Genomic DNA, 20,211 nt, shown 5'->3' with positions numbered 1-20,211 from the left:
CAACGTTCGAGGAACATCCACATGGACACACGCAAACTCGGCTCAACCGGGCCCACCGTCGCGGCCCTCGGCCTCGGCTGCATGGGCATGTCCGAGGTCTATGGGCCGGCCGATCGCGGCGAGAGCATCGCCACCGTGCACGCGGCGCTCGATGCCGGCATCACGCTGCTGGATACCGGCGACTTCTACGCCATGGGCCACAACGAGATGCTGGTGCAGGAAGCCCTGAAGGACGTCGCGCGCGACCGGCTGCAGATCAGCGTCAAGTTCGGCGCGCTCCGCGGCCCCGCGGGTGAATTCGCCGGAATGGACACCCGGCCGGGCGCGACGAAGAATTTTCTCGCCTATTCGCTGCAACGTCTCGGCACCGACTACATCGACATCTATCGCCCGGCACGTCTCGATCCCAACGTTCCGATCGAGGCGACGATCGGCGGCCTCGCCGATCTGGTGAAGTCCGGCTACATCAGACATATCGGCCTGTCCGAGGTCGGCTCCGACACCATCCGCCGTGCTCATGCCGTGCATCCGATCGTCGATCTCCAGATCGAATACTCGCTGATCGAGCGTGGCATCGAGCGCGATATCCTGACGACCTGCCGCGAGCTCGGCATCGGCATCACAGCCTACGGCGTGCTGTCGCGCGGACTGATCAGCGGCCACTGGTCGAAGGATTCCGGCAAGATCGGCAGGGACTACCGGCTGATGACGCCGCGCTTCCAGGGCGCGAACCTCGATGCCAATCTCGCGCTAGTGGAGCAGTTGCGCGCCATTGCCGCCGAGATCGGAGCAACGCCGGCTCAAGTCGCGATCGCCTGGGTCGCGGCGCAGGGCAAGGAGATCGTGCCGCTGGTCGGCGCCCGCACCCGAAACCGTCTCGCCGAAGCGCTCGGCGCGACCAGGCTGACGCTGACGCAAGCTCATCTCGCGGCGCTGGCGAAAGCCTTCCCGCCGGATATCGCTGCCGGCACGCGCTATGCGGCCGAGCAGATGGCGCATCTCGACAGCGAGAAGCCGGCCAGCAGATAACGGCAGCAATCAGGTGCGATGGGCGCTGAGGTCAGTGATGACAGGCCCATCGCCATTGAGCGGGTTCTGCGGATCGCGCGCGTAGCGCAGGGTTTCGAACCGCATCGCGCGCGCATCCACCATCAGGAGGCGGCCGACCAGGCCCTCGCCGAAGCCGACGATCTCGCGGATCGCCTCCAGCGCCATCATCGACCCCAGGACGCCGGCGAGCGCGCCCATCACGCCGGCCTCGGCGCAGGCCGGCACCGTGCCCGGCGGCGGCGCCTCGGGAAACAGGCAGCGATAGGTCGGGTTGAATTCGCCCTCCGCATTCTTCTCATGCGCGCGGATCGTGGTCAGCGAACCGTCGAACTGGCCCAGTGCGGCCGTGATCAGCGGCCGCTTCGCGAGGAAGCAGGCATCGGCGACGAGATAGCGGGTCTCGAAATTGTCGGAGCCGTCGAGCACGAGGTCGTAGTTCGCGATCAGCGCCATCGCATTGTCGGCGGTGAGCCGCATCGGATGCGCCTCGAACGTCACATGCGGATTGAGTGCATGGATCTGCGCCGCCGCGCTGTCGACCTTGCGCTTGCCGATGTCAGACGTCGCATGGATGATCTGGCGCTGCAAATTGGAGAGCGAGACGATATCGTCATCGATCACGCCGAGCCGGCCGACACCTGCGGCAGCCAGATACATCAGCACCGGCGCGCCGAGGCCGCCGGCGCCGATCACCAGCACCGACGCTTCTTTCAGTGCATTCTGGCCGGGGCCGCCTACCTCGCGCAGCACGATATGGCGGGCATAACGTTCAAGCTCGTCGGCACTCAGCATTGTCTCATCTATCCTACCCGTGACCCTCATGGTGAGGAGCGCGGCACGCGCGTCTCGAACCATGAGGCCCGGTCCGTGGCCCTCATCCTTCGAGACGCGGCTCTCGCCGCTCCTCAGGATGAGGGTTGACGCGCTCCCTGAACCGGAGCGCGGTTGTTGCCGACCAAGCAGATGTGATTAATTGCCTGGACGTCAATGGTGTCAGTCATTCCCCCCGGATTTGTCATGAGATCGGTGCTTTCGGCAACATTGATGGCCGCTTCCATGGGCATGGCGCAGGCCCAGATGACGCCGCCCTCGACGGCGGGGGCGAAGCCGAAAACCGTGGCGACGGTGCCGATACGCCCCGGGCTGCAGAAGCCGGAGGATACCGCTGGCGCGATGGCGCAGGCCGAGCGGCTGGCGCTGCAATCCGACCTCGCCTGGGTCGGCGAATATAACGGCGCCATTACCGGCGACGTCAGCGAGCGCATGGTCAATGCGATCAAGGAATTCCAGAAGAAGCGCGGCGGCAAGCCGACCGGGGTGCTGAATCCGCAGGAGCGCGGCGTGCTCGCCGACACGGCGCGGCGGAAGCAGGAAGGTGTCGGCTGGAAGATCGTCACCGAGCCGGCCACCGGGGCGCGGCTCGGCATTCCAACCAAGCTGGTGCCGCAGCTCACCAGCGATGCCGCCGGGGCCAAATGGACCTCGCCGACCGGCACCGTCCAGGTGCTGCTGACCCGGCGCAAGGAAGCGAGCCCGACCACCGCAAAGCTTGCCGAGCAGGAAAAGAAGGAACCGGCCGGCCGCACCATCGACTACACGGTGGTGAAGCCGGATTTCTTCGTGCTGTCGGGCATGCAGGGGCTGAAGAAGTTCTATCTGCGCGGCACCTTGAAGGGCGACGAGGTCCGCATCCTCACCATCCTCTATGACCAGGCGATGCAGACCACGGTCGATCCGGTGGTGATCGCGATGTCGAGCGCCTTCAACGCCTTTCCGTCCGCCGTGCAGGCCGGTCCGCCGCCGCGCAAGACCGTCGAATATGGCACCGGCGTCGTGGTCAGCGACGACGGCGCCATCGTGACCGATCGCGTGGCGACCGACGACTGCATCACGCTGACGATCCCGGGCTACGGCAATGCCGATCGGGTCGCCGAGGACAGGGATCACGATCTCGCGCTGCTGCGCATCTATGGCGCGCGCGGGCTGAAGCCGCTCAATATCGCAGGCCAGGCGACGCAGACCGCGCTCGACATCACCGGGATCGCCGATCCGCAGAACCAGGGCGGCGGCGCGGCCGCGAGCAGCGTGAAGGCTTCGGTTGCACAGATCGGCGGCGGCGATCAGGCGCTGTCGCCGGCGCCGGCACTCGGATTCTCCGGCGCGGCGGCACTCGACGGCGGCGGCCGGTTTGCCGGCATCGCGACGCTGAAACCCGTTATCGTCGCGGGCCCCGCAAACGCTGCGCCGCCGTCGCAGGCCGCATTGGTGCCGGCCGACACGGTGCGCAGCTTCCTGAAGGCGCATGGCGTCACCGCGTCGGGCGACTCGGCGGACGCCAAGGCCGCCGTGGTCCGCGTGATCTGCGTCAGGAAGTAGAGTTACCTCGCCCCGCTTGCGGGGAGAGGTCGGACTGCATCGCCAGATGCAATCCGGGTGAGGGGGGTACAGGTCCATCAATGGACACCACCTCGTGGAGAGAGCCCCTCACCCCACCCTCTCCCCGCAAGAGCGAGGCGAGGGAGCCTAACCACCTCACCTCACCTCAGCGCAAACCGCACCCCGGCGCGGGCGAGACCGCCGGCAATGCCGACCGGGGTGCCGTCGGCGCGCCAGCAGGCTGCGCCCGACATCGTGCCGTCAGCGTGAAACTGGATCGCGTTCATGCCGCCGGCTACCGTCGGCACGACCTGCACCTTGTGGCCTTTGGCTGATAGCGCGGCGCGGACGGCCTCCGGCACTGCCTGCTCGACCTCCAGCGCGTTGCCCTCGGTCCAGACCCGCGGCGCCTCGACCGCCTCCTGCAGGCTCATGCCGTGGTCGATCAGGTTGATCAGCGCCTGCATCGCGCTCGGGAAGATGCGTTTGCCGCCGGGCAGGCCGAGCGCGTAAACCAGCTTGCCGTCGCGCAGCGCCATCATCGGCGACATCGAGGTGGTGACGCGCTTGCCGGCGGCCAGCGACAGCGCGTGCCCCGGCCGCGGATCGAACAGGTTCATGTAGTTGTTCGGCACGGTGCCGAGTCCGGGGATCAGGATCTTGGCGCCGAACAGATTGTTGATGGTCTGTGTGGTCGCGACCACATTGCCCATCGCATCCGCCGCGGTCATGTGCGTGGTGTGCGCGCTTTCGAGCTGGGTGACGCCGGCGCTCCAGGCTTGTGCAGCGGCGGGATCGATCGCGCGGCGGCGCTCCTCGGCATAGGCCTTCGAGGTCAGCCGTTCCACCGGCACGTTGATATAGGCGGGATCGCCGCTCGCGGCCGCGCGGTCGGCAAAGGCGATCTTCAGCAGCTCGGCAAGGTAATGGATGGTCTCGGCCGTGCCGAAGCCGAGGCGCGCGATGTCATAGCCTTCGAGGATGTTGAGCATCTGCGTGATGTGCACGCCTGATGCCGCCGGCGGCGGGGGCCCGAGGATTTCCCAGCCGCGGTAGTCGCAGCGGATCGGCTGCCGCTCGACGGTCTTGTAGGTCGCGAGATCCTGTTGTGCGATGAAGCCGCCGTTCTTCTTCATGTAGTCGACCAGGATGTCGCCGAGCGGTCCCTGGTAGAGCGCGTTGTCGCCATGATCCGCGATGTATTTCAGCGTCTCGGCATATTCCGCCTGCACCACGCGCTCGCCTGGCTTCAGCGGCGTGCCATCAGGCAGATAGATCGCCGAGATCGGTTTATCCTTCAGCATCTCCTCGGCGCCGTCGGTGATGCATTCATGCAAATAGGGCGTCGCCGCATAGCCGCGCGCGGCGTGCTTGATCGCGGGCTGCATCACATCGGCAAGGCTCATGGTGCCGAAGCGGCGCAGCGTTTCGCACCAGGCTTTCAGCGAGCCCGGCACCGCGACCGCTTTCGGCCCGTTCAAATTCTCGTTGCCGACGGTGTCGAAGACGTCATGTGCCGAACCGGGCTTCGAGGTGTAGGTATCCGGCTTTACCGCCTGCGGCACCGTGCTCTGGCCGTCGATGAAGCGATGGCTGCCGTCGGCGAGACGAATATGCGCCATGCCGCCGCCGATGATGCCGACCATCATCGGCTCGACCACGGTCAGCGTGAACAAGGTGGCGATCGCCGCATCGATCGCATTGCCGCCGGCAGCCAACATCTCGGCGCCCGCGCTCGATGCCAGCGGATGATTGCTCACCACCATGCCGCGGCTGCTGGTGGCCGGCTGCTTCTCGCATTGAAAACTTGTCGCGGCGCGGTCGCGCCAGGCGTCATTCATCGACATGCCGTTCATCGCCATTGTGTTCTCGTTCTTGATGGAGCGATGGGCCATGTTCGCCAACCCTTTATGCGCGGTCAAGACACGGCGTTTTTCCTCACGGCGGTATTCGCAAATAAGGTCACCGCTTCGCGCGATCGCGCAGCCAGGCCTCGCGCGCGACCTTCCATTTCTCCGCTCTGGATTCGCCATTGTGGTGCGGAAGCTCGACGAAGCCGACGAATTCGGCCCCGGTCTTCTGCTTGACCCGGCGCGAGGCGGCGTTGGACGGCGCGTTGCAGACATGGAAGTGATCGAGGCCGAGCGTCAGGAAGGCGAAATCGTTCACCGCAGCGATCGCCTCCGTCATGAGGCCCTGATTCCAGTACGGCTCAGCGAGCCAGAACCCGCGATTGCCCTTGCGCCCATCGGCACGCGGCCGGAAATTGATGTTGCCGATCGCCTCGCCGTCGCCGGCACGCAACACCAGCACCCATTGATAGCTTTCCTCGCCGGCCGCGATCTTGTCGAACTCGCGCCTGACAAAGCTATCCGCGCCGTCGCCCGGATAAGGCCACGGCACCACCGTGGCGAGAGTCTTGATCACGTTCCAATTGTTGAAGTGACGCTGGATCGCCGCGGCATCCGACAGCGCGAGCGGCCGCAGGATCAGGCGCTGCGTCTCGATGCGCGGGGTCTCGAACATGTTACTTCTGACACTTCGGGCACCAGAACGTCGAACGGCCGTTCTGGGTGAAGCGCCGGACGATGCCCTCGCAGCCTGACGTGCGGCACGTCTCGCCCTCGCGGTCGTAGACCTGGAACGAATGCTGGAAATAGCCGAGATCGCCATTGGTCAATCGATGGTCGCTGATCGAGGAGCCGCCGGCCTTGATCGCCTGGTTGAGCACCGAATGGATCGCGTCGACCAATCGCCTGGCGTGGTCGGTGGGCTCTGCCTTCTTGGTCGCGAGCGTCGCGGCCAATCGCCGCGGCGACAGATGCGAACGAAACAGCGCCTCGCAGACATAGATGTTGCCAAGTCCCGCCACCACGCGCTGATCGAGCAGCGCGGCCTTCAGGCTGGTCTTCTTGTTGTGACAGGAGCGCGCCAGCATCGCCGCGTCGAACTCGTTGCCGAGCGGCTCGGGACCGAGCCCTTTCAGCAGCGGCTCATCCTCGATCGCGTTGCGCGCGATGATCTTCATGTAGCCGAAGCGCCTGGGATCGTTGAAGACGACGGCCGCGCCCGACGACATGTGGAACACCACGTGATCATGCGCGCGATCCTCGCTGCGCGGATGGTGGAATTGCCCCGGCGTCGCCGCGCCCTCGCCCTTCAGCACGCGGAACGAGCCCGACATGCCCAGATGCATCAGCAGCACGTCGCCGGAGTTCAGGTCCGCCATCAGATATTTGGCACGGCGGCCGAGCCCGGTGATGGTCCGGCCCTCCAGCCGGGCGATAAAGTCCTTTTGAAACGGAAAACGCAAATCCTTGCGGCGGGCCTCGGCCTTGAGGATCTTGGACCCCTCCATGGCCGGCTGCAGGCCGCGGCGGACGGTCTCGACTTCGGGTAATTCCGGCATAGCAGGCATTCACCTTTTGGAAGTGACGTGATAGCGCCATTGCGGCCGCCGCGCTATGGTTTGGCTGGAGCGTTTTTCGAGCGAAGCCCGTCCGCACTTGATGGGGACGGCTACCGGTTCGCGTGAAGAAAGCGCGACCAAAAAGGGTAAGAGTTCTGAGTGATGGATCGGCCGGATCAAACCACCCATTTCGGCTTCAGGGACGTCCCCCTGGGCGAGAAGCAGACGCTGGTGAACGACGTGTTTCACAGCGTGGCGTCCCGCTACGACCTGATGAACGATCTGATGTCGGCGGGCCTGCACCGGGCCTGGAAGGACGTCATGATCACGACGCTCGATCCGCCGAAGGGCGACCGGCCGTTCGCGCTGCTCGACGTCGCCGGCGGCACCGGCGACATCGCGTTCCGGGCCGCCAAGACCGCGGGCGCGGGCTTTCATGCCACGGTCTGCGACATCAATGCCGACATGCTCGCCGTCGGCCGCGAGCGCGCCGCCAAGCAGCACCTCGATGACCGGGTGTCGTTCGTCGAGGGCAACGCCGAAACGCTGGGATTTGCCGACCGCGCGTTCGACGCCTACACCATCGCATTCGGCATCCGCAACGTGCCGCAGATCGACCTTGCGCTGCGCGAGGCCTATCGCGTGCTCAAGCCGGGCAGCCGCTTCCTGTGCCTGGAATTCTCCACCGTCGACGTGCCCGGCCTCGACAAGATCTACGATCTGTTTTCCTTCAAGGTGATCCCGCCGCTCGGCCGCGCCGTCACCGGTGACGCCGAGTCCTATCAATATCTCGTCGAGTCGATCCGCAAATTCCCGCGGCCCAACGCGTTCGCCGAGATGATCGGCGCCGCCGGCTTTGCCCGCGTGAAGTGGCAGAGCCTCTCCGGCGGCATCGTGGCGCTGCATTCGGGCTGGCGTTTGTGATCTCTGCACTGACCCACATCACGCGCCTCGCCCGCGCCGGTTTCGTGTTTGCGCGCGAGGGCGTGTTCGGCGTCGTCGATCCCGCGCTGGTGCCGCCGCCCGGGCAGCTCGCGCTGAAGCTGGCGCGGCTGATCGAGCGCCGCTCGGCCAAGTCAGGTCCGCGGTTGTCGCGTGCACTGACGCGGCTCGGACCCGCCTATCTCAAGCTCGGGCAATTCCTCGCCACCCGCCCCGACGTGGTCGGCGTGTCGATGGCGCGCGATCTCGAAAGCCTGCAGGACCGGCTGCCGCCGTTCGCGCAGGAGGCGGCCGAAACCGTCATCACGCAATCGCTAGAACGGCCGCTGGCGCAGGCCTTTGTGCATCTGGGCCCTGCGGTTGCCGCGGCCTCGATCGCGCAGGTGCATCGCGGCGAAATCGAGCGCGACGGCGTCCGGCAGCAGGTTGCGGTCAAGGTGCTCCGGCCCAATGTCGCCGCGCGCTTCCGCCGCGACCTCAGCGACTTCTTCTTTGTCGCGCACAAGGCCGAGGCGCATTCCGCCGAGGCGCGGCGCTTGCGCCTGATCGAGGTCATCAACACGATGTCGCGCTCGGTCGCGATGGAGATGGACCTGCGGCTCGAGGCGGCCGCGCTGTCCGAGATGGCCGAGAACACCCGCGACGATCCGGACTTCCGCGTCCCCGCGGTGGATTGGGATCGCACCGCGCACAGCGTGCTGACGATGGAGTGGATCGACGGCATCGCGCTGAACGATCACGTCCGGCTGGCGCAGGCCAAGGTCGACCTGCCCGATCTCGGCCGCAAGGTGATCCAGAGCTTCCTGCGCCACGCGCTGCGCGACGGCTTCTTCCATGCCGACATGCATCCCGGCAATCTGTTCCTCGACGAGGCCGGCCGGCTCGTTGCCGTGGATTTCGGCATCATGGGACGGCTCGGGCTGAAGGAGCGGCGCTTCCTGGCCGAGATCCTGCTCGGCTTCATCACCCGCGACTATCGCCGCGTCGCCGAGGTGCATTTCGAGGCCGGCTACGTGCCCGGCCACCATTCGGTGGAGAATTTCGCGCAGGCGATCCGCGCGATCGGCGAGCCGATCCACAACCGCACCGCCGAGGAAATCTCGATGGCGAAGCTGCTGACGCTTCTGCTCGAGGTCACCGGCCTGTTCGACATGCAGACGCGCCCCGAGCTGATCCTGCTGCAGAAGACGATGGTGGTGGTCGAGGGCGTGGCGCGCGGCTTCGACCCGAAGCTCGACATCTGGAAGATCGCCGACCCCGTGGTGCGCGAATGGATCACGCAGAATCTCGGCCCGGCCGGCCGCATCCAGGGCGCGATCTCGGGCGCGGGCGAGCTCGGCCGCATCCTCGCCAACCTGCCGTCGATCGCCAACCGCGCCGTCACGGTGCTCGAGCAGCTGGAGACCATGACGCTGGAGGGCCACATGCTGTCGTCGGACTCGATCGACGAAATGGCCCGCGCCGAGGCCCGCAAGGCGCGGGTGCAGACCGTCGGCCTCTGGGTCATTGCGATCGCCTCCATCGCGATCTTTTTCGCCATCCGGGCACACTGATTGCAATGCATGCACCATGTGATAGCATCGCTATCACACTTTATTTGAGCATGATCGCTCCCGGAAAACCGCTTCACACTTTTCCGGATCATGCTTTGAGGGCAGCACGCCATGGCCAGCCTGACCATCCGCAAACTCGACGACACGCTGAAGGCCTATCTGCGGCTGCGCTCCGCCAAAAACGGCCGCTCGGTCGAGGAGGAGGTGCGGGTGATCCTCCGGGAGCTCGCGGACGGCGGTCCGGAGCCCGCCGAGACGCTTGGGGCGGGTTCCGCGGCGGTTGCCGCCCCTGCTCCACGGGCCGCCAGCGCCGCCGGCGAGCCGCGCGTCACCCTGATCATCGGCGGGGGGATAGCGGCCTACAAGGCGCTGGATCTGATCCGGCGGCTCAAGGAACGGCACATCCAGGTCCGCTGCGTGCTGACCAGGGCGGCCCAGCAATTCGTCACCCCGCTCGCCGCCAGCGCGCTGTCGCATGAGCGCGTCTACACCGACCTGTTCGACGCCGAGAGCGAATTCGACGCCGGCCATATCCGCCTGGCGCGGGACTGCGACCTGATCGTGGTGGCGCCGGCGACCGCCGACCTGATGGCCAAGATGGCGCAGGGCCATGCCGACGATCTCGCCACCGCCACCTTGCTGGCGGCCAACCGGCCGATCCTGCTGGCGCCGGCGATGAACCCGCTGATGTGGAACAATCCGGCCACCCGCCGCAACGTGCTGCAGCTGCGCCGCGACGGCGTCCACACCGTCGGCCCCAATGCGGGCGAGATGGCGGAAGCCGGCGAGGCCGGCGTCGGCCGGATGGCCGAGCCGACCGAGATCGCCGCCGCCGCCGACCGCATGCTGCGCCCGCCGCAGCCACGTCCGCTAGCCGGCAAGCGGGTGCTGATCACCGCGGGCCCGACCCATGAGGCGATCGATCCGGTCCGCTACATCGCCAACCGCTCGTCCGGCAAGCAGGGCTTTGCCATTGCCGCCGCCGCGCGCGCCGCCGGCGCCGAGGTGGTGCTGGTGACCGGCCCGGTCGAGCTCGCCGACCCTCAGGGCATCTCCGTGACGCGCGTGGAGTCCGCGCGCGACATGCTGCACCGGGTCGAGGCGGCGCTGCCGGTCGACGTCGCGATCTTCGCCGCCGCGGTCGCCGACTGGCGGGTCGCCACCGAGGGCAGCCAGAAGCTGAAGAAGACCGCGGCCGGCATGCCGCCGCTGCAGCTGGTCGAGAACCCCGACATCCTCGCGACAATTTCCAAGCTGAAGGAGCAGCGGCCGCCGCTGGTGATCGGCTTCGCCGCCGAGACCGAGCATCTGATCGAGAACGCCAAGGCGAAGTTCGCGCGCAAGGGCTGCGACTGGATCGTCGCCAACGACGTCTCGCCGGCGACCGGGGTGATGGGCGGCGACCGCAACACCGTTCACCTGCTCTCGCGCGAGGGCAAGGACGTCACCGTCGACTCCTGGCCTGTCATGACCAAGGAGGAAGTCGCGACCGCGCTGGTGTCGCGCATCGCAAGAGCGTTTTCGAGCGAAGTGGTCACCGGTTCGCGTCAAGAAAACGCGACCAAACAAAAGGATTAGAGCATGATCCGATTCAATCGGATCATGCTCTAGAGCCGTAGGAACCGCATCGTGAGCGCCACCATCAAGGTCGAAGTCCACCAACTGCCGCACGGCGCCGATCTCCTGCTGCCGATCTATCAGACCGCCGACGCGGCCGGGCTCGACCTGCTCGCGGCGGTGCCGCAGTCGGCGCCGCTGCTGCTGCTCCCGGGCCGCTACGAGATGGTTCCGACCGGACTGACGATCGCGCTGCCGCCGGGCTACGAGGCGCAGGTGCGGCCGCGCTCCGGCCTTGCCGCCAAATACGGCGTCACGGTGCTGAACTCGCCCGGCACGATCGACGCCGACTATCGCGGCGAGATCAACGTGCTGCTGATCAATCACGGCCACGAGGTGTTCTCGATCCGGCGCGGCGAGCGCATCGCGCAGATGGTGATCGCGCCGGTCACCAGGGCCGAGCTGGTTCCGGTCGACGTGCTGCCGGCGACCGGGCGCGGCAGCGGCGGCTTCGGCTCGACCGGACGCTAGTGCGCGACGACTTCACTCGAGCGGCGGCGCCACTTCACCTCGCCCCGCGTGCGGGGAGAGGTCGGAACGCATCGTCAGATGCGTTCCGGGTGAGGGGGAGTCTCCGCGAACGCAGCTATCACCGGATATGCGGAGACGGCCCCTCACCCCAACCCTCTCCCCGTAAGAACGGGGAGAGGGAGCCAAGCGCCTTCGCATCGGAGAAGTGTGCGGACGAGCTCGGGAAGATCACGCTTCGTGCGCGCTCTCCGCACCAATACGGAGTCAATTCGCGTAAAATCCACGCCTCCCGGCGGCATTTTTTCACAGGGGATTCTGCGTTCACGGTCTGGACTCTTACTCGCCGAGTCCCGTTGGGACTATTCTGTTTTGATTCGAGCGCGACGGGGGGTCTTCGTCGGGCTGACTGGTCCTGCTTGGGCATGATCGGCGGACAAACGTCGTACGTTTGCCGTGAGGGAACACCGGTCTCCTCTTTTCCGGATCATGCCCGGGGTTTGTGCGTTCTGGGGCAACATATGTCGGGCGTAGTCGCGGCAATGCGTCGAACCCTGCTGTCATGCACCTCACTGGCGCGCGACGGCATGATTGGGCTCGCCATCACCGCATTGCTGCCGGCCCGCACCGCGTTGGCCGCCGAGAACCCGGTCGCCCAGGCGATGTCGGATCATTTCGGCTTCAATCACCAGGAGGTCGCGGTCCTCGCGACGTCGCTTGCGCTGGTCGGCTTCTCGGCCGTCGCCGCGATCCTCTTGATGCGCACCCGGGTGCGCGCGACGCGGAACGAGGAGCAGCTGCAGTCCGAGATCACGGACCTGCAGGCGCAATCGGACCGGCTGCGCGCGCTGCTGTTCGTCGAGCCGCAGGTCCTGATCTCCTGGGCCGCCGGCGACAACCGGCCGCAGATCTCGGGCGACATCTCGCTGGTGATGTCGCAGGAAGGCTCGCCGCAGCGCGTCCTCGCCTTCGGAACCTGGCTGCCGCCCGAGCCGGCGCTGCAGATGGATCACGCCGTCGACGCGCTGCGCGAGAAGGGCGAGGCGTTCCTGCTCAACCTCTCGACCTCGGCCGGCCGCGCCATCGAGGCGATGGGCCGCGCGATCGGCGGCCAGGCCATCGTGCGGATCCGCGAGCTCGGCGGCCTGCGCCGCGAGCTCGCCGAATCCAACCTGCGCTACAAGACGCTGCAGGAGGAAACCGAGCTGCTGCGCGATTTCGCCGCCGCCGCGCCGTGGCCGATCTGGGCCAAGAGCCTCGAGGGCAATCTGCGCTATGCCAACGCGGCCTATGTCCGCGCCACCGAAGGCAAGAGCGTGTCGGATGCGCTGCAGCGCAATCTCGAACTGCTCGAAAGCGACCAGCGCTGCGAATTGACCCGCGCGCTGAACGACAACGCCAATTATGCCGCGCGGCTGCCGATCGTGGTCAGCGGCGAGCGGCGGATCTACGACGTGCAGGCGCTCAAGCTCTCCGGCGGCAGCGCCGGCATCGCGATCGACGCCAGCGAAGCTGCGGCGCTGCGCGCGGCGATCGCTCGGATGGTCGAAGCGCACCGGCGCACCCTCGACCAATTGTCCTCGGGCGTCGCGGTGTTCGATGCCGACCGGCGGCTCACCTTCTACAACGAGTCCTATCGGCGGCTGTGGGGCCTCGACCAGGCCTTCCTCGACGGCAACCCCGACGATTCCAGCGTGCTGGACCGGCTGCGCGCCAACCGCAAGCTGCCCGAGCAGCCGGATTTCCGCGCCTGGAAGGCCAAGCTGCACGAGGCCTATCGCGCGGTCGAATCCGAGACCTATACCTGGTTCCTGCCCGACGGCCGCGCCATCAGCGTCGTCACCACGCCGAACCTCGAGGGCGGCGTCACCTATCTGTTCGACAACGTCACCGAGAGCCTCGACCTCGCCCGCCGCTACGACCGCCTGACGCGGGTGCAGCGCGAGACCCTGGACAATCTCGGCGAGGCGGTCGCGGTGTTCGGCAGCAACGGCCGCGCGGAACTGTTCAACCCGCCCTTCGCCAAGATGTGGAAGCTGCCGGCCGACGCGCTGCAGGGCGAGCCGCATATCGAGGCGGTGGAAGCGCTGTGCCGGCCGCTGTTCGACGACGCCCTGACCTGGCGCACGCTGCGCGAGCAGATCACCGCGATCGAGAACCGCGCCCAGGTCGCGCTCAAGCTCGAGCGCAAGGACGGCAGCGTGCTGAATTGCATGACCATCCCGCTGCCCGACGGCAAGACGCTGCTCGCCTTCCAGGACATCACCGACACCGAAAATGTCGAGCGGGCGCTGCGCGAGCGCAACGAGGCGCTGGAAGCCGCCGACCAGATGAAGGTGGATTTCGTCCACCACGTCTCCTACGAGCTGCGCGCGCCGCTCACCACCATCATCGGCTTCGCGCATTTCCTCAGCGATCCCTCGACCGGACCGCTGACGCCGAAGCAGGCCGAATATCTCGACTACGTCACCAAATCGACCAACGCGCTGCTGGCGCTGACCAACAACATTCTCGATCTCGCCACCATTGACGCCGGCGCGATGAAGCTCGAGCTCGGTCCGGTCAATATCGGCCAGGCGATCGAGGCCGCCGCCGAAGGCATCCAGGACCGCCTCGCGACCGACCGCATCACCCTCAAGGTCGATATCGAGCCCGACATCGGCGCCTTCGTCGGCGACGAGCGGCGCGTGGTGCAGGTGCTCTATAATCTGCTCGCCAACGCGGTCGGCTTCTCGCCGCACGACGCCACCGTCACGATCAGCGCGCACCGCACCGAGCACAGCGTGGTGTTTGCGGTGACCGACGCCGGTCCCGGCATTCCGGCGGAGATGCGCGACAAGGTGTTCAACTGGTTCGAGAGCCATTCGCACGGCTCGCGGCACCGCGGCGCGGGCCTTGGCCTGTCGCTGGTCCGCTCCTTCGTCGAACTCCATGGCGGACGGGTGCGCGTCGATTCGACCGTAGGCCGCGGCACGACCGTGACCTGCGACTTCCCGATCGACCAGACCGCACATCGCAACGCTGCTGAATGACGGCGACCTCGACATTCTCGGTGGCACTCGCGAACGAGACCGCGACAGCAGAGCTGATGGCCGACCTCGCGCTCCTGATCGGCGCCGGCGACGTCATCACGCTGTCCGGCGACCTCGGCGCCGGCAAGACCACGGCCGCGCGCGCGTTGATCCGCTACCTCGCCGACGACGACGCGCTGGAGGTGCCGAGCCCGACCTTCACGCTGGCGCAGAGCTACGAGCTGCCGTCGTTTCCGCTGGTCCATGCCGACCTCTACCGCATCAACGACGCCGGCGAGCTCGAGGAGATTGGGCTGTCGCCGCTGCCCGACGACGTCGTGGCGCTGATCGAGTGGCCGGAGCGCGCGCCCGACGCGATGCCCGCCGACCGCATCGATATCGCGTTCAGCCATCGCCCGGCGCTCGGATCGGCGGCACGCGCGGCCGAGATCACCGGCCATGGCAAGGGCGCGGCGAAGGTCGCGCGGCTCAACGAGCTGCGCCAGTTCCTCGACCGCGCGGGCTTTCTCAATGCCCGGCGCGAACGCATGCCGGGCGATGCCTCGACGCGCTCCTATGCGCGGCTGCGCAACGACGACGGCACCGTCATCCTGATGAACTCGCCGCGCCGTCCCGACGGCCCGGCGATCTACAGCGGCCAGTCCTACAGCGCAGCGGTGCATCTCGCCGAAGACGTCAGGCCGTTCGTCGCGATCGGAAACGGCCTGCGCAAGCATGGTTTCTCGGCGCCCGCGATCCGTCACATCGATCTCGGATCCGGCTTCCTCGTCACCGAGGATTTCGGCGCCGAGGGCGTCATCGAGGGCGACCCACCGCAGCCGATCGCCGAGCGTTACGAGGCCGCCGTCGACATGCTGGCGGCGCTGCACCGCGAGGTGCTGCCGGAGCAATTGCCGCTGACGTCGGACGAGAGCTACGACATCCCGGTGTTCGACATCGACGCCTGGCTGATCGAGATCGGGCTGATGCTGGAATGGTACCTGCCAGACCGCGGCGCGCAGCCGAGCGAGGAGCTTCGCGCCGAATTTCTCGGGATGTGGCGCGGCCTGCTGGAGAAGCCCGCAGCCGCACCGCAGACCTGGGTGATCCGCGACTTCCATTCGCCGAACATCATCTGGCTTGCCGAACGCACCGGCATCCTGCGCGTCGGCGTCATCGATTTCCAGGACGCGCTGCTCGGCCCCGCGGCCTATGACGTGGTGTCGCTGCTGCAGGATGCGCGGATCGATGTGCCCGAGCAGCTCGAGCTGTCGCTCTTGACCCGCTACATCAAGGCGCGGCGCGCGACCGATGAAAGCTTCGATCCGGCCGGCTTCGCCGAGCTCTATGCGATCATGTCGGCGCAGCGCAACACCCGCCTGCTCGGCACCTTTGCGCGACTCAACCGCCGCGACGGCAAGCCGCAATATCTCAAGCACCAGCCGCGGATCTGGACCTATCTCGAGCGGTCGCTGGCGCATCCGGCGCTGACCAGCTTCCGCATCTGGTACACAGCCAACGTCCCTCCTCCAGTACCGTAGTTTACGGGTTATTAGCCTCGCCTCCCCTAAGGTTGCGGAGCCCGCACCTGATCCATGGCGCGGCCGGATCTGGAGCGGGACCACACGATGGGGACGGAACGACGCAAGGGCGATCGTGTCACGTTTGAGCGCGGCATAGCAGCGCACATGATGGGCATCGACGGCACCTGGCGGCGCGACTGCACCATGGAAGACGTGTCGGAGACGGGCGCCAAGCTCTCCGTCGACGGCTCGGTCGAGGGCCTGAACCTGAAGGAGTTTTTTCTGCTGCTGTCGTCCACAGGATTGGCCTATCGCCGCTGCGAGCTGGCATGGGTCAATGGCGACCAGATCGGCGTCAACTTTCTCAAACAAGGCGACAAGAAGAAGAAAACCGCCAGGCGCGGCACGCAAGCTGCCGACGTCTAGGCCAGGGTCGTCATTGCCGTCTTACGGCCGTCATGTCTCGTGACTATGGCGTCTGATTGATGTGCTTGCCGAATCGCCGTGATATGATCGGCGCATGAGAGATGATGACCGAGAATATCCGGAAGATGCCCGTCACTCCCCATAAAGCCATGGTGCTCGCTGCGGGCCTCGGCGTGCGCATGCGCCCCCTGACCAACACGATGCCGAAGCCGCTGGTCAGCGTCGCCGGCCAGCCGCTGCTCGACCATGTGCTCGACAAGCTCGCCGGCGCCGGCGTCAGCGAAGCGGTCGTGAACGTGCACTATTTGCCCGACCAGATCATCGAGCACGTCAAGCCCCGCAGCCGTCCGCGCGTGATCATCTCCGACGAGCGCGACCAGGTGCTCGGCACCGGCGGCGCGGTGGTGAAGGCGTTGCCGCTGCTCGGCGATGCGCCGTTCTATCATCTGAACGCGGACACGATGTGGATCGACGGCGTGCGCTCCAATCTGGCGCGGCTCGCGGAAACCTTCGATCCCGCGCGGATGGATATCCTGCTGCTGATGGCGCCGACCGCTACGAGCATCGGCTATGGCGGGCGCGGCGACTATTCGATGTTGCCGGATGGCGCGTTGCGCAAGCGGCGCGAGCACCAGGTGGTGCCGTTCGTCTATGCCGGCGCCGCGATCATGTCGCCTGCGCTGTTCGCCGACGCGCCGGCCGGCGAGTTCTCGCTGACCAAGATATTCGACCGCGCCAACGAGCAGGAGCGGCTGTTCGGCCTGCGCCTCGACGGCGTCTGGATGCATGTCGGGACTCCGGACGCGATCCAGGCTGCGGAAGAAGCTTACCTGGAAAGCGTCGCGTAGGCGGCGCCTTCGTCAGCCATCGGCGTCGATCGCGAGCACCGCGAAGCTCGCAAGCCAGTGTTCACCCATATAGTCGCTGGCGATATGCGGCAGGCCGGCGTCGCGATGCCGGCGCGCGGCATCCTGCAGGATCGGACGGCGCGCATCGGCCGCCGGCAACGCACCGGCCAGCGCCCGCCAGCACCATGCGCGGCTGAGATTGAGCCCGTCGAGATGTGCCAGCTTGCCATCCGAGCGATCGGTGACCGTGGCGGGCCGGAACAGGGTTGCGGGTTCGCGCAGCTCGAGCCGCGGCAGGAAGCGGTCGAACCAGGACAGGAAGTCACCCGGTGCCAGCAGCCGGCGCATGCACTCCGCTTCGATCAGCGCGGACGACTGGAAGTCATCACCGCTCGGCTCACCCCAGGCGGGGCAGTCCTGATCGGCGCCGTACCAGCGCAGCGCTGTGTCGCGCAACAGCGCGCCGAACGCATCGTCCTGTGTCACCGCGGCGTAGTCGGCTGCCATGCGCAGTCCGAACGCGGTGTTGAAATGGGTGCCGACCCGCACCGGATAGGTGGCGAGCGGCAGGAAATCGCGGTAGCGCTGCGCGAAGATCTCGGCGAGCGGAGCGATCCGATCGCGCCAGTTGGTGTTCTCGACGAGCGAGAGCTCTGCGGCGAGCTTCAACAGCCAGCCCCAGCCGTAAGGCCGCTTGAAGCCGCGCGCGGTCGGGGCGGCGAGATAGCTGCATTCGGCCACGGTCTTCTCCGCAACGAACTGCGCGTCGAACAGCGCGCGGATATCGTCCGCCGCCTCGGATGAGGGATAGCGGCGCAACAGCCGGGCAAGCATCCAATAGCTGTGGACGCAGGAATGCCAGTCGTAGCTGCCGAAGAACACCGGATGCAGCTCGCGCGGCGTGCGCGCATCCTGCGGCCCCGCCAGCACGTGATCGGGCTTGTTCGGATATTCGCGCGTGACATGGCCGAGCGCGATGCGCGCGAAACGGACGGCGAGGTCTTCGGTCAGGATCGTCGCGCTCATGGTGAGGCATTCTCCTTGCACTCGCGGCGAACAAGCATTTCGATCAGCCGCGGCGTCATATAGATCGGAAACTGCGTGGCGGCGAAGAACAACGCCGTCATCGGCGACACCGCGGCGCCCATCGCCGACCAGACCAGTCCGACATTGCGGTTGCCGAGAACGAGGCCACTTGTCAGCCGTGCAGCCAGATTGCCCGGCGTGAGCAGCGCGCCACACAATTGCAGGGCAAGATTGCAGGCGAAGGCAAGGCCGACGCAGGTGAACGCGGCGGCCGGTTGCGCTTCGATCTGAGCACGCACCCCGGCCATGGTGGCGATCGCGAACAGCAGCAGCGAGGCCAGCACGAGCGCGTCGATGATGCGCGCATGCTGCACCAATCGTGCAGCGGCCTGACGGCGCAACAGCAACGCCAACGCGCCGGCGCCGCCAACCAGGAGGACCAGCCGCGTCGCAAGCGCCAGCGGATCGAGCGCGAGACCGGCAAATCCCGCGGCGATCAGCGGCACGGTAACCGGCGCCAGCGCCATCGACAGCAGCGTCACGGCAAGCGGAATGGTCGCATCGAAGCCGAGCATGCGCGCGACGGCCGCCGTGCCGCTCGACGGTGGCGCACACACCGACAGCACCAATGCGACGATCAGCTCGGGTCGAAAGCCGGCGCCGCGCGCGGCAAGGCCGACTGCAAGCGGGCTCGCCAGCATGGCCAGCGCCGGCAACAGCAGCCAGACCAGCGGCCGCCGCAACGCGCGCCGGAACGCCGTGCCGTCGACCTGGAGGAAGGTGCCTAGCACCAGAACGAAGATCGCCGCCGCCATCAGCGGGCGGGCGCCGTCCGCCAAGGCGGGGAAAGCCAATCCTGCCAGCACGCCGATGATCAGCAGTGTCGGCCCGCTTGGCACCAGCCTCGCAAATCTCGCCAAATTCCTGGGTCCCGTCGTCATGTCCGACCAACGAGCATAGGCCGGGGCAAATCATTGTTGAAATCGATTATTCTTATAAGCATTATTGCTACGATGAATTTATCCGCCGTCGATCTCAACCTGCTGGTCGCCTTCGAAGCGCTGATGGAGGAGCGCCACGTCACCCGGGCGGCCGAGCGCATCGGGCTCGCCCAGCCGTCCATGAGCAGCGCGTTGCGAAGGCTGCGTGCGCTGCTTGCGGACGAGCTGTTCCTGCGTGCCGGCGCGGGCATGCAACCGACCGAAAAGGCGCTGGCGCTGGCCGGGCCGATCGGCGAAGCGCTGCGGCAGATCCGGAGCGCGTTGGCGCCCGCTCAGGGCTTCGATCCGGCCATCGCGCGACGGCGCATCACCATCGCCGCGACCGACTATGGCGATCTCGTTGTGGTGCCGGAACTGACCCGGCTGCTGCGCATCGAAGCGCCCGGCATTGACCTTGCCGTGCGCCCGCTCACCGATGCGACGGTGGCGCTGGCGAAGCTGGAGCGCGGCGAGCTCGATGCGCTGATCGGCGGGCACCTGCCGGACTCGCCGCGCTGTGTCCGGCACCGGCTGTTCGAGGAGCGCTTCGTCTGCGTCCGTGACACCGCGCGCACGAGCCGATCGGAGCGCCTCGGTCTGGAAGATTACGCGACCTTGCCGCACGCGCTGTTCTCGGCGGCCGGCGGCGACGGCCTGCCGAGCGTGATCGACGCGCTGCTGGCGCGCCATGGACTGAAGCGACGGGTGGCGGTGACGCTTGCGCATGTGGTGGCCGTTCCGTTCGCCGTGGCCGGCACCGATCTGATCGCCACGATGTCCGAGCGCATCGCCCGGCGCTTCACGCATCTGGCCGACATTGCCGTCGTCGCGCCGCCGATCGACATCCCCGCCTTCGCGATCGACCTGATCCATACGAGCCGCGCCGCCCAGGATCCGGCGCTGCGCTGGTTCCTGGATGCCGCCGATCGCTGCGCCGGCCGATTGCGATATTGAGCGGTGACGGTTCTCCGACAGGGGTGGC

The 20,211-nt window shown here is 67.0% G+C and carries 17 protein-coding genes; 11 read left to right on the top strand and 6 right to left on the bottom strand.

Translation table 11 applies throughout. The annotated features are described in order from the left end of the window. Nucleotides 1–21 precede the first annotated feature (21 nt). Nucleotides 22–1,029 (top strand): aldo/keto reductase, encoded by a 1,008-nt coding sequence (locus J2R78_RS17475; protein ID WP_253605832.1) that lies wholly within the window; start codon nucleotides 22–24, stop codon nucleotides 1,027–1,029. A 9-nt stretch (nucleotides 1,030–1,038) separates the two neighbouring features. Here the strand turns inward: J2R78_RS17475 and J2R78_RS17470 are convergent, their stop codons facing one another. Continuing rightward, entirely contained in the window at nucleotides 1,039–1,842 is an 804-nt protein-coding gene (locus tag J2R78_RS17470; protein ID WP_253605831.1) for a molybdopterin-synthase adenylyltransferase MoeB, read from the bottom strand. A 225-nt stretch (nucleotides 1,843–2,067) separates the two neighbouring features. Here J2R78_RS17470 and J2R78_RS17465 point away from each other — a divergent pair, with 225 nt between their 5' ends. Continuing rightward, entirely contained in the window at nucleotides 2,068–3,426 is a 1,359-nt protein-coding gene (locus J2R78_RS17465) for a serine protease (RefSeq protein ID WP_253605830.1), read from the top strand. A 161-nt stretch (nucleotides 3,427–3,587) separates the two neighbouring features. On the opposite strand, the gene ggt is transcribed toward J2R78_RS17465, so the two are convergent. The 3 genes from ggt to mutM all read right to left on the bottom strand — a co-directional run bounded on the left by ggt (nucleotide 3,588) and on the right by mutM (nucleotide 6,835). Next, complete coding sequence (ggt, locus tag J2R78_RS17460) at nucleotides 3,588–5,267, bottom strand: gamma-glutamyltransferase (protein ID WP_253609843.1); 1,680 nt, start codon at nucleotides 5,265–5,267, stop codon at nucleotides 3,588–3,590. A 121-nt stretch (nucleotides 5,268–5,388) separates the two neighbouring features. Beyond that, entirely contained in the window at nucleotides 5,389–5,952 is a 564-nt protein-coding gene (locus J2R78_RS17455) for a GNAT family N-acetyltransferase (protein ID WP_253605827.1), read from the bottom strand. Between the two features lies 1 nt (nucleotide 5,953). Further along, a complete protein-coding gene (gene mutM, locus J2R78_RS17450) occupies nucleotides 5,954–6,835 on the bottom strand; it encodes a bifunctional DNA-formamidopyrimidine glycosylase/DNA-(apurinic or apyrimidinic site) lyase (RefSeq protein WP_253605826.1) in 882 nt (293 codons plus the stop codon). A gap of 162 nt (nucleotides 6,836–6,997) precedes the next feature. Here mutM and ubiE point away from each other — a divergent pair, with 162 nt between their 5' ends. From ubiE to J2R78_RS17410, 8 genes are all read left to right on the top strand, one after another. After that, a complete protein-coding gene (ubiE, locus tag J2R78_RS17445; RefSeq protein WP_028337562.1) occupies nucleotides 6,998–7,759 on the top strand; it encodes a bifunctional demethylmenaquinone methyltransferase/2-methoxy-6-polyprenyl-1,4-benzoquinol methylase UbiE in 762 nt (253 codons plus the stop codon). Then, nucleotides 7,756–9,330, top strand: a complete 1,575-nt coding sequence (gene ubiB / locus J2R78_RS17440; protein WP_253605825.1) for a 2-polyprenylphenol 6-hydroxylase — start codon at nucleotides 7,756–7,758, stop codon at nucleotides 9,328–9,330. Before ubiE ends, ubiB begins: the two co-directional genes overlap by 4 nt. Before the next feature lie 111 nt (nucleotides 9,331–9,441). Further along, nucleotides 9,442–10,908 (top strand): bifunctional phosphopantothenoylcysteine decarboxylase/phosphopantothenate--cysteine ligase CoaBC, encoded by a 1,467-nt coding sequence (gene coaBC / locus J2R78_RS17435; RefSeq protein ID WP_253605824.1) that lies wholly within the window; start codon nucleotides 9,442–9,444, stop codon nucleotides 10,906–10,908. 51 nt (nucleotides 10,909–10,959) lie between these two features. Further along, nucleotides 10,960–11,418: a dUTP diphosphatase gene (dut, locus tag J2R78_RS17430; protein WP_076833820.1), complete on the top strand. Its 459-nt coding sequence runs from the start codon at nucleotides 10,960–10,962 to the stop codon at nucleotides 11,416–11,418. Nucleotides 11,419–11,936: 518 nt separating this feature from the next. Next, nucleotides 11,937–14,447 carry a PAS domain-containing sensor histidine kinase gene (locus J2R78_RS17425; protein WP_253605823.1) on the top strand — a complete coding sequence of 837 codons (2,511 nt, stop codon included), beginning with the start codon at nucleotides 11,937–11,939 and terminating at the stop codon, nucleotides 14,445–14,447. Continuing rightward, nucleotides 14,444–15,967, top strand: coding sequence for a tRNA (adenosine(37)-N6)-threonylcarbamoyltransferase complex ATPase subunit type 1 TsaE (gene tsaE, locus J2R78_RS17420; RefSeq protein WP_253605821.1), 1,524 nt, complete (start codon nucleotides 14,444–14,446; stop codon nucleotides 15,965–15,967). Before J2R78_RS17425 ends, tsaE begins: the two co-directional genes overlap by 4 nt. 87 nt (nucleotides 15,968–16,054) lie before the next feature. Continuing rightward, nucleotides 16,055–16,375: a PilZ domain-containing protein gene (locus J2R78_RS17415; protein ID WP_028337556.1), complete on the top strand. Its 321-nt coding sequence runs from the start codon at nucleotides 16,055–16,057 to the stop codon at nucleotides 16,373–16,375. Nucleotides 16,376–16,500: 125 nt separating this feature from the next. Continuing rightward, the gene (locus J2R78_RS17410; protein ID WP_092081309.1) at nucleotides 16,501–17,223 is read left to right on the top strand and encodes a nucleotidyltransferase family protein; all 723 of its coding nucleotides are present in this window, start codon (nucleotides 16,501–16,503) and stop codon (nucleotides 17,221–17,223) included. A gap of 12 nt (nucleotides 17,224–17,235) precedes the next feature. On the opposite strand, the gene J2R78_RS17405 is transcribed toward J2R78_RS17410, so the two are convergent. Continuing rightward, complete coding sequence (locus J2R78_RS17405) at nucleotides 17,236–18,249, bottom strand: DUF2891 domain-containing protein (protein ID WP_253605819.1); 1,014 nt, start codon at nucleotides 18,247–18,249, stop codon at nucleotides 17,236–17,238. Next, nucleotides 18,246–19,169, bottom strand: a complete 924-nt coding sequence (locus J2R78_RS17400) for a hypothetical protein (protein WP_253605817.1) — start codon at nucleotides 19,167–19,169, stop codon at nucleotides 18,246–18,248. The genes J2R78_RS17405 and J2R78_RS17400 overlap by 4 nt, the downstream gene beginning before the upstream one ends. A 93-nt stretch (nucleotides 19,170–19,262) precedes the next feature. Here J2R78_RS17400 and J2R78_RS17395 point away from each other — a divergent pair, with 93 nt between their 5' ends. Next, nucleotides 19,263–20,183, top strand: coding sequence for a LysR family transcriptional regulator (locus tag J2R78_RS17395; RefSeq protein ID WP_256558611.1), 921 nt, complete (start codon nucleotides 19,263–19,265; stop codon nucleotides 20,181–20,183). Nucleotides 20,184–20,211 lie beyond the last annotated feature (28 nt).

It is taken from the genome of Bradyrhizobium sp. USDA 4538 (assembly GCF_024171045.1).
Classification (GTDB): domain Bacteria; phylum Pseudomonadota; class Alphaproteobacteria; order Rhizobiales; family Xanthobacteraceae; genus Bradyrhizobium; species Bradyrhizobium australafricanum.
The sequence above is the reverse complement of the archived record's forward strand: the minus strand, read 5'-3'. Positions and strand labels throughout refer to the sequence as shown.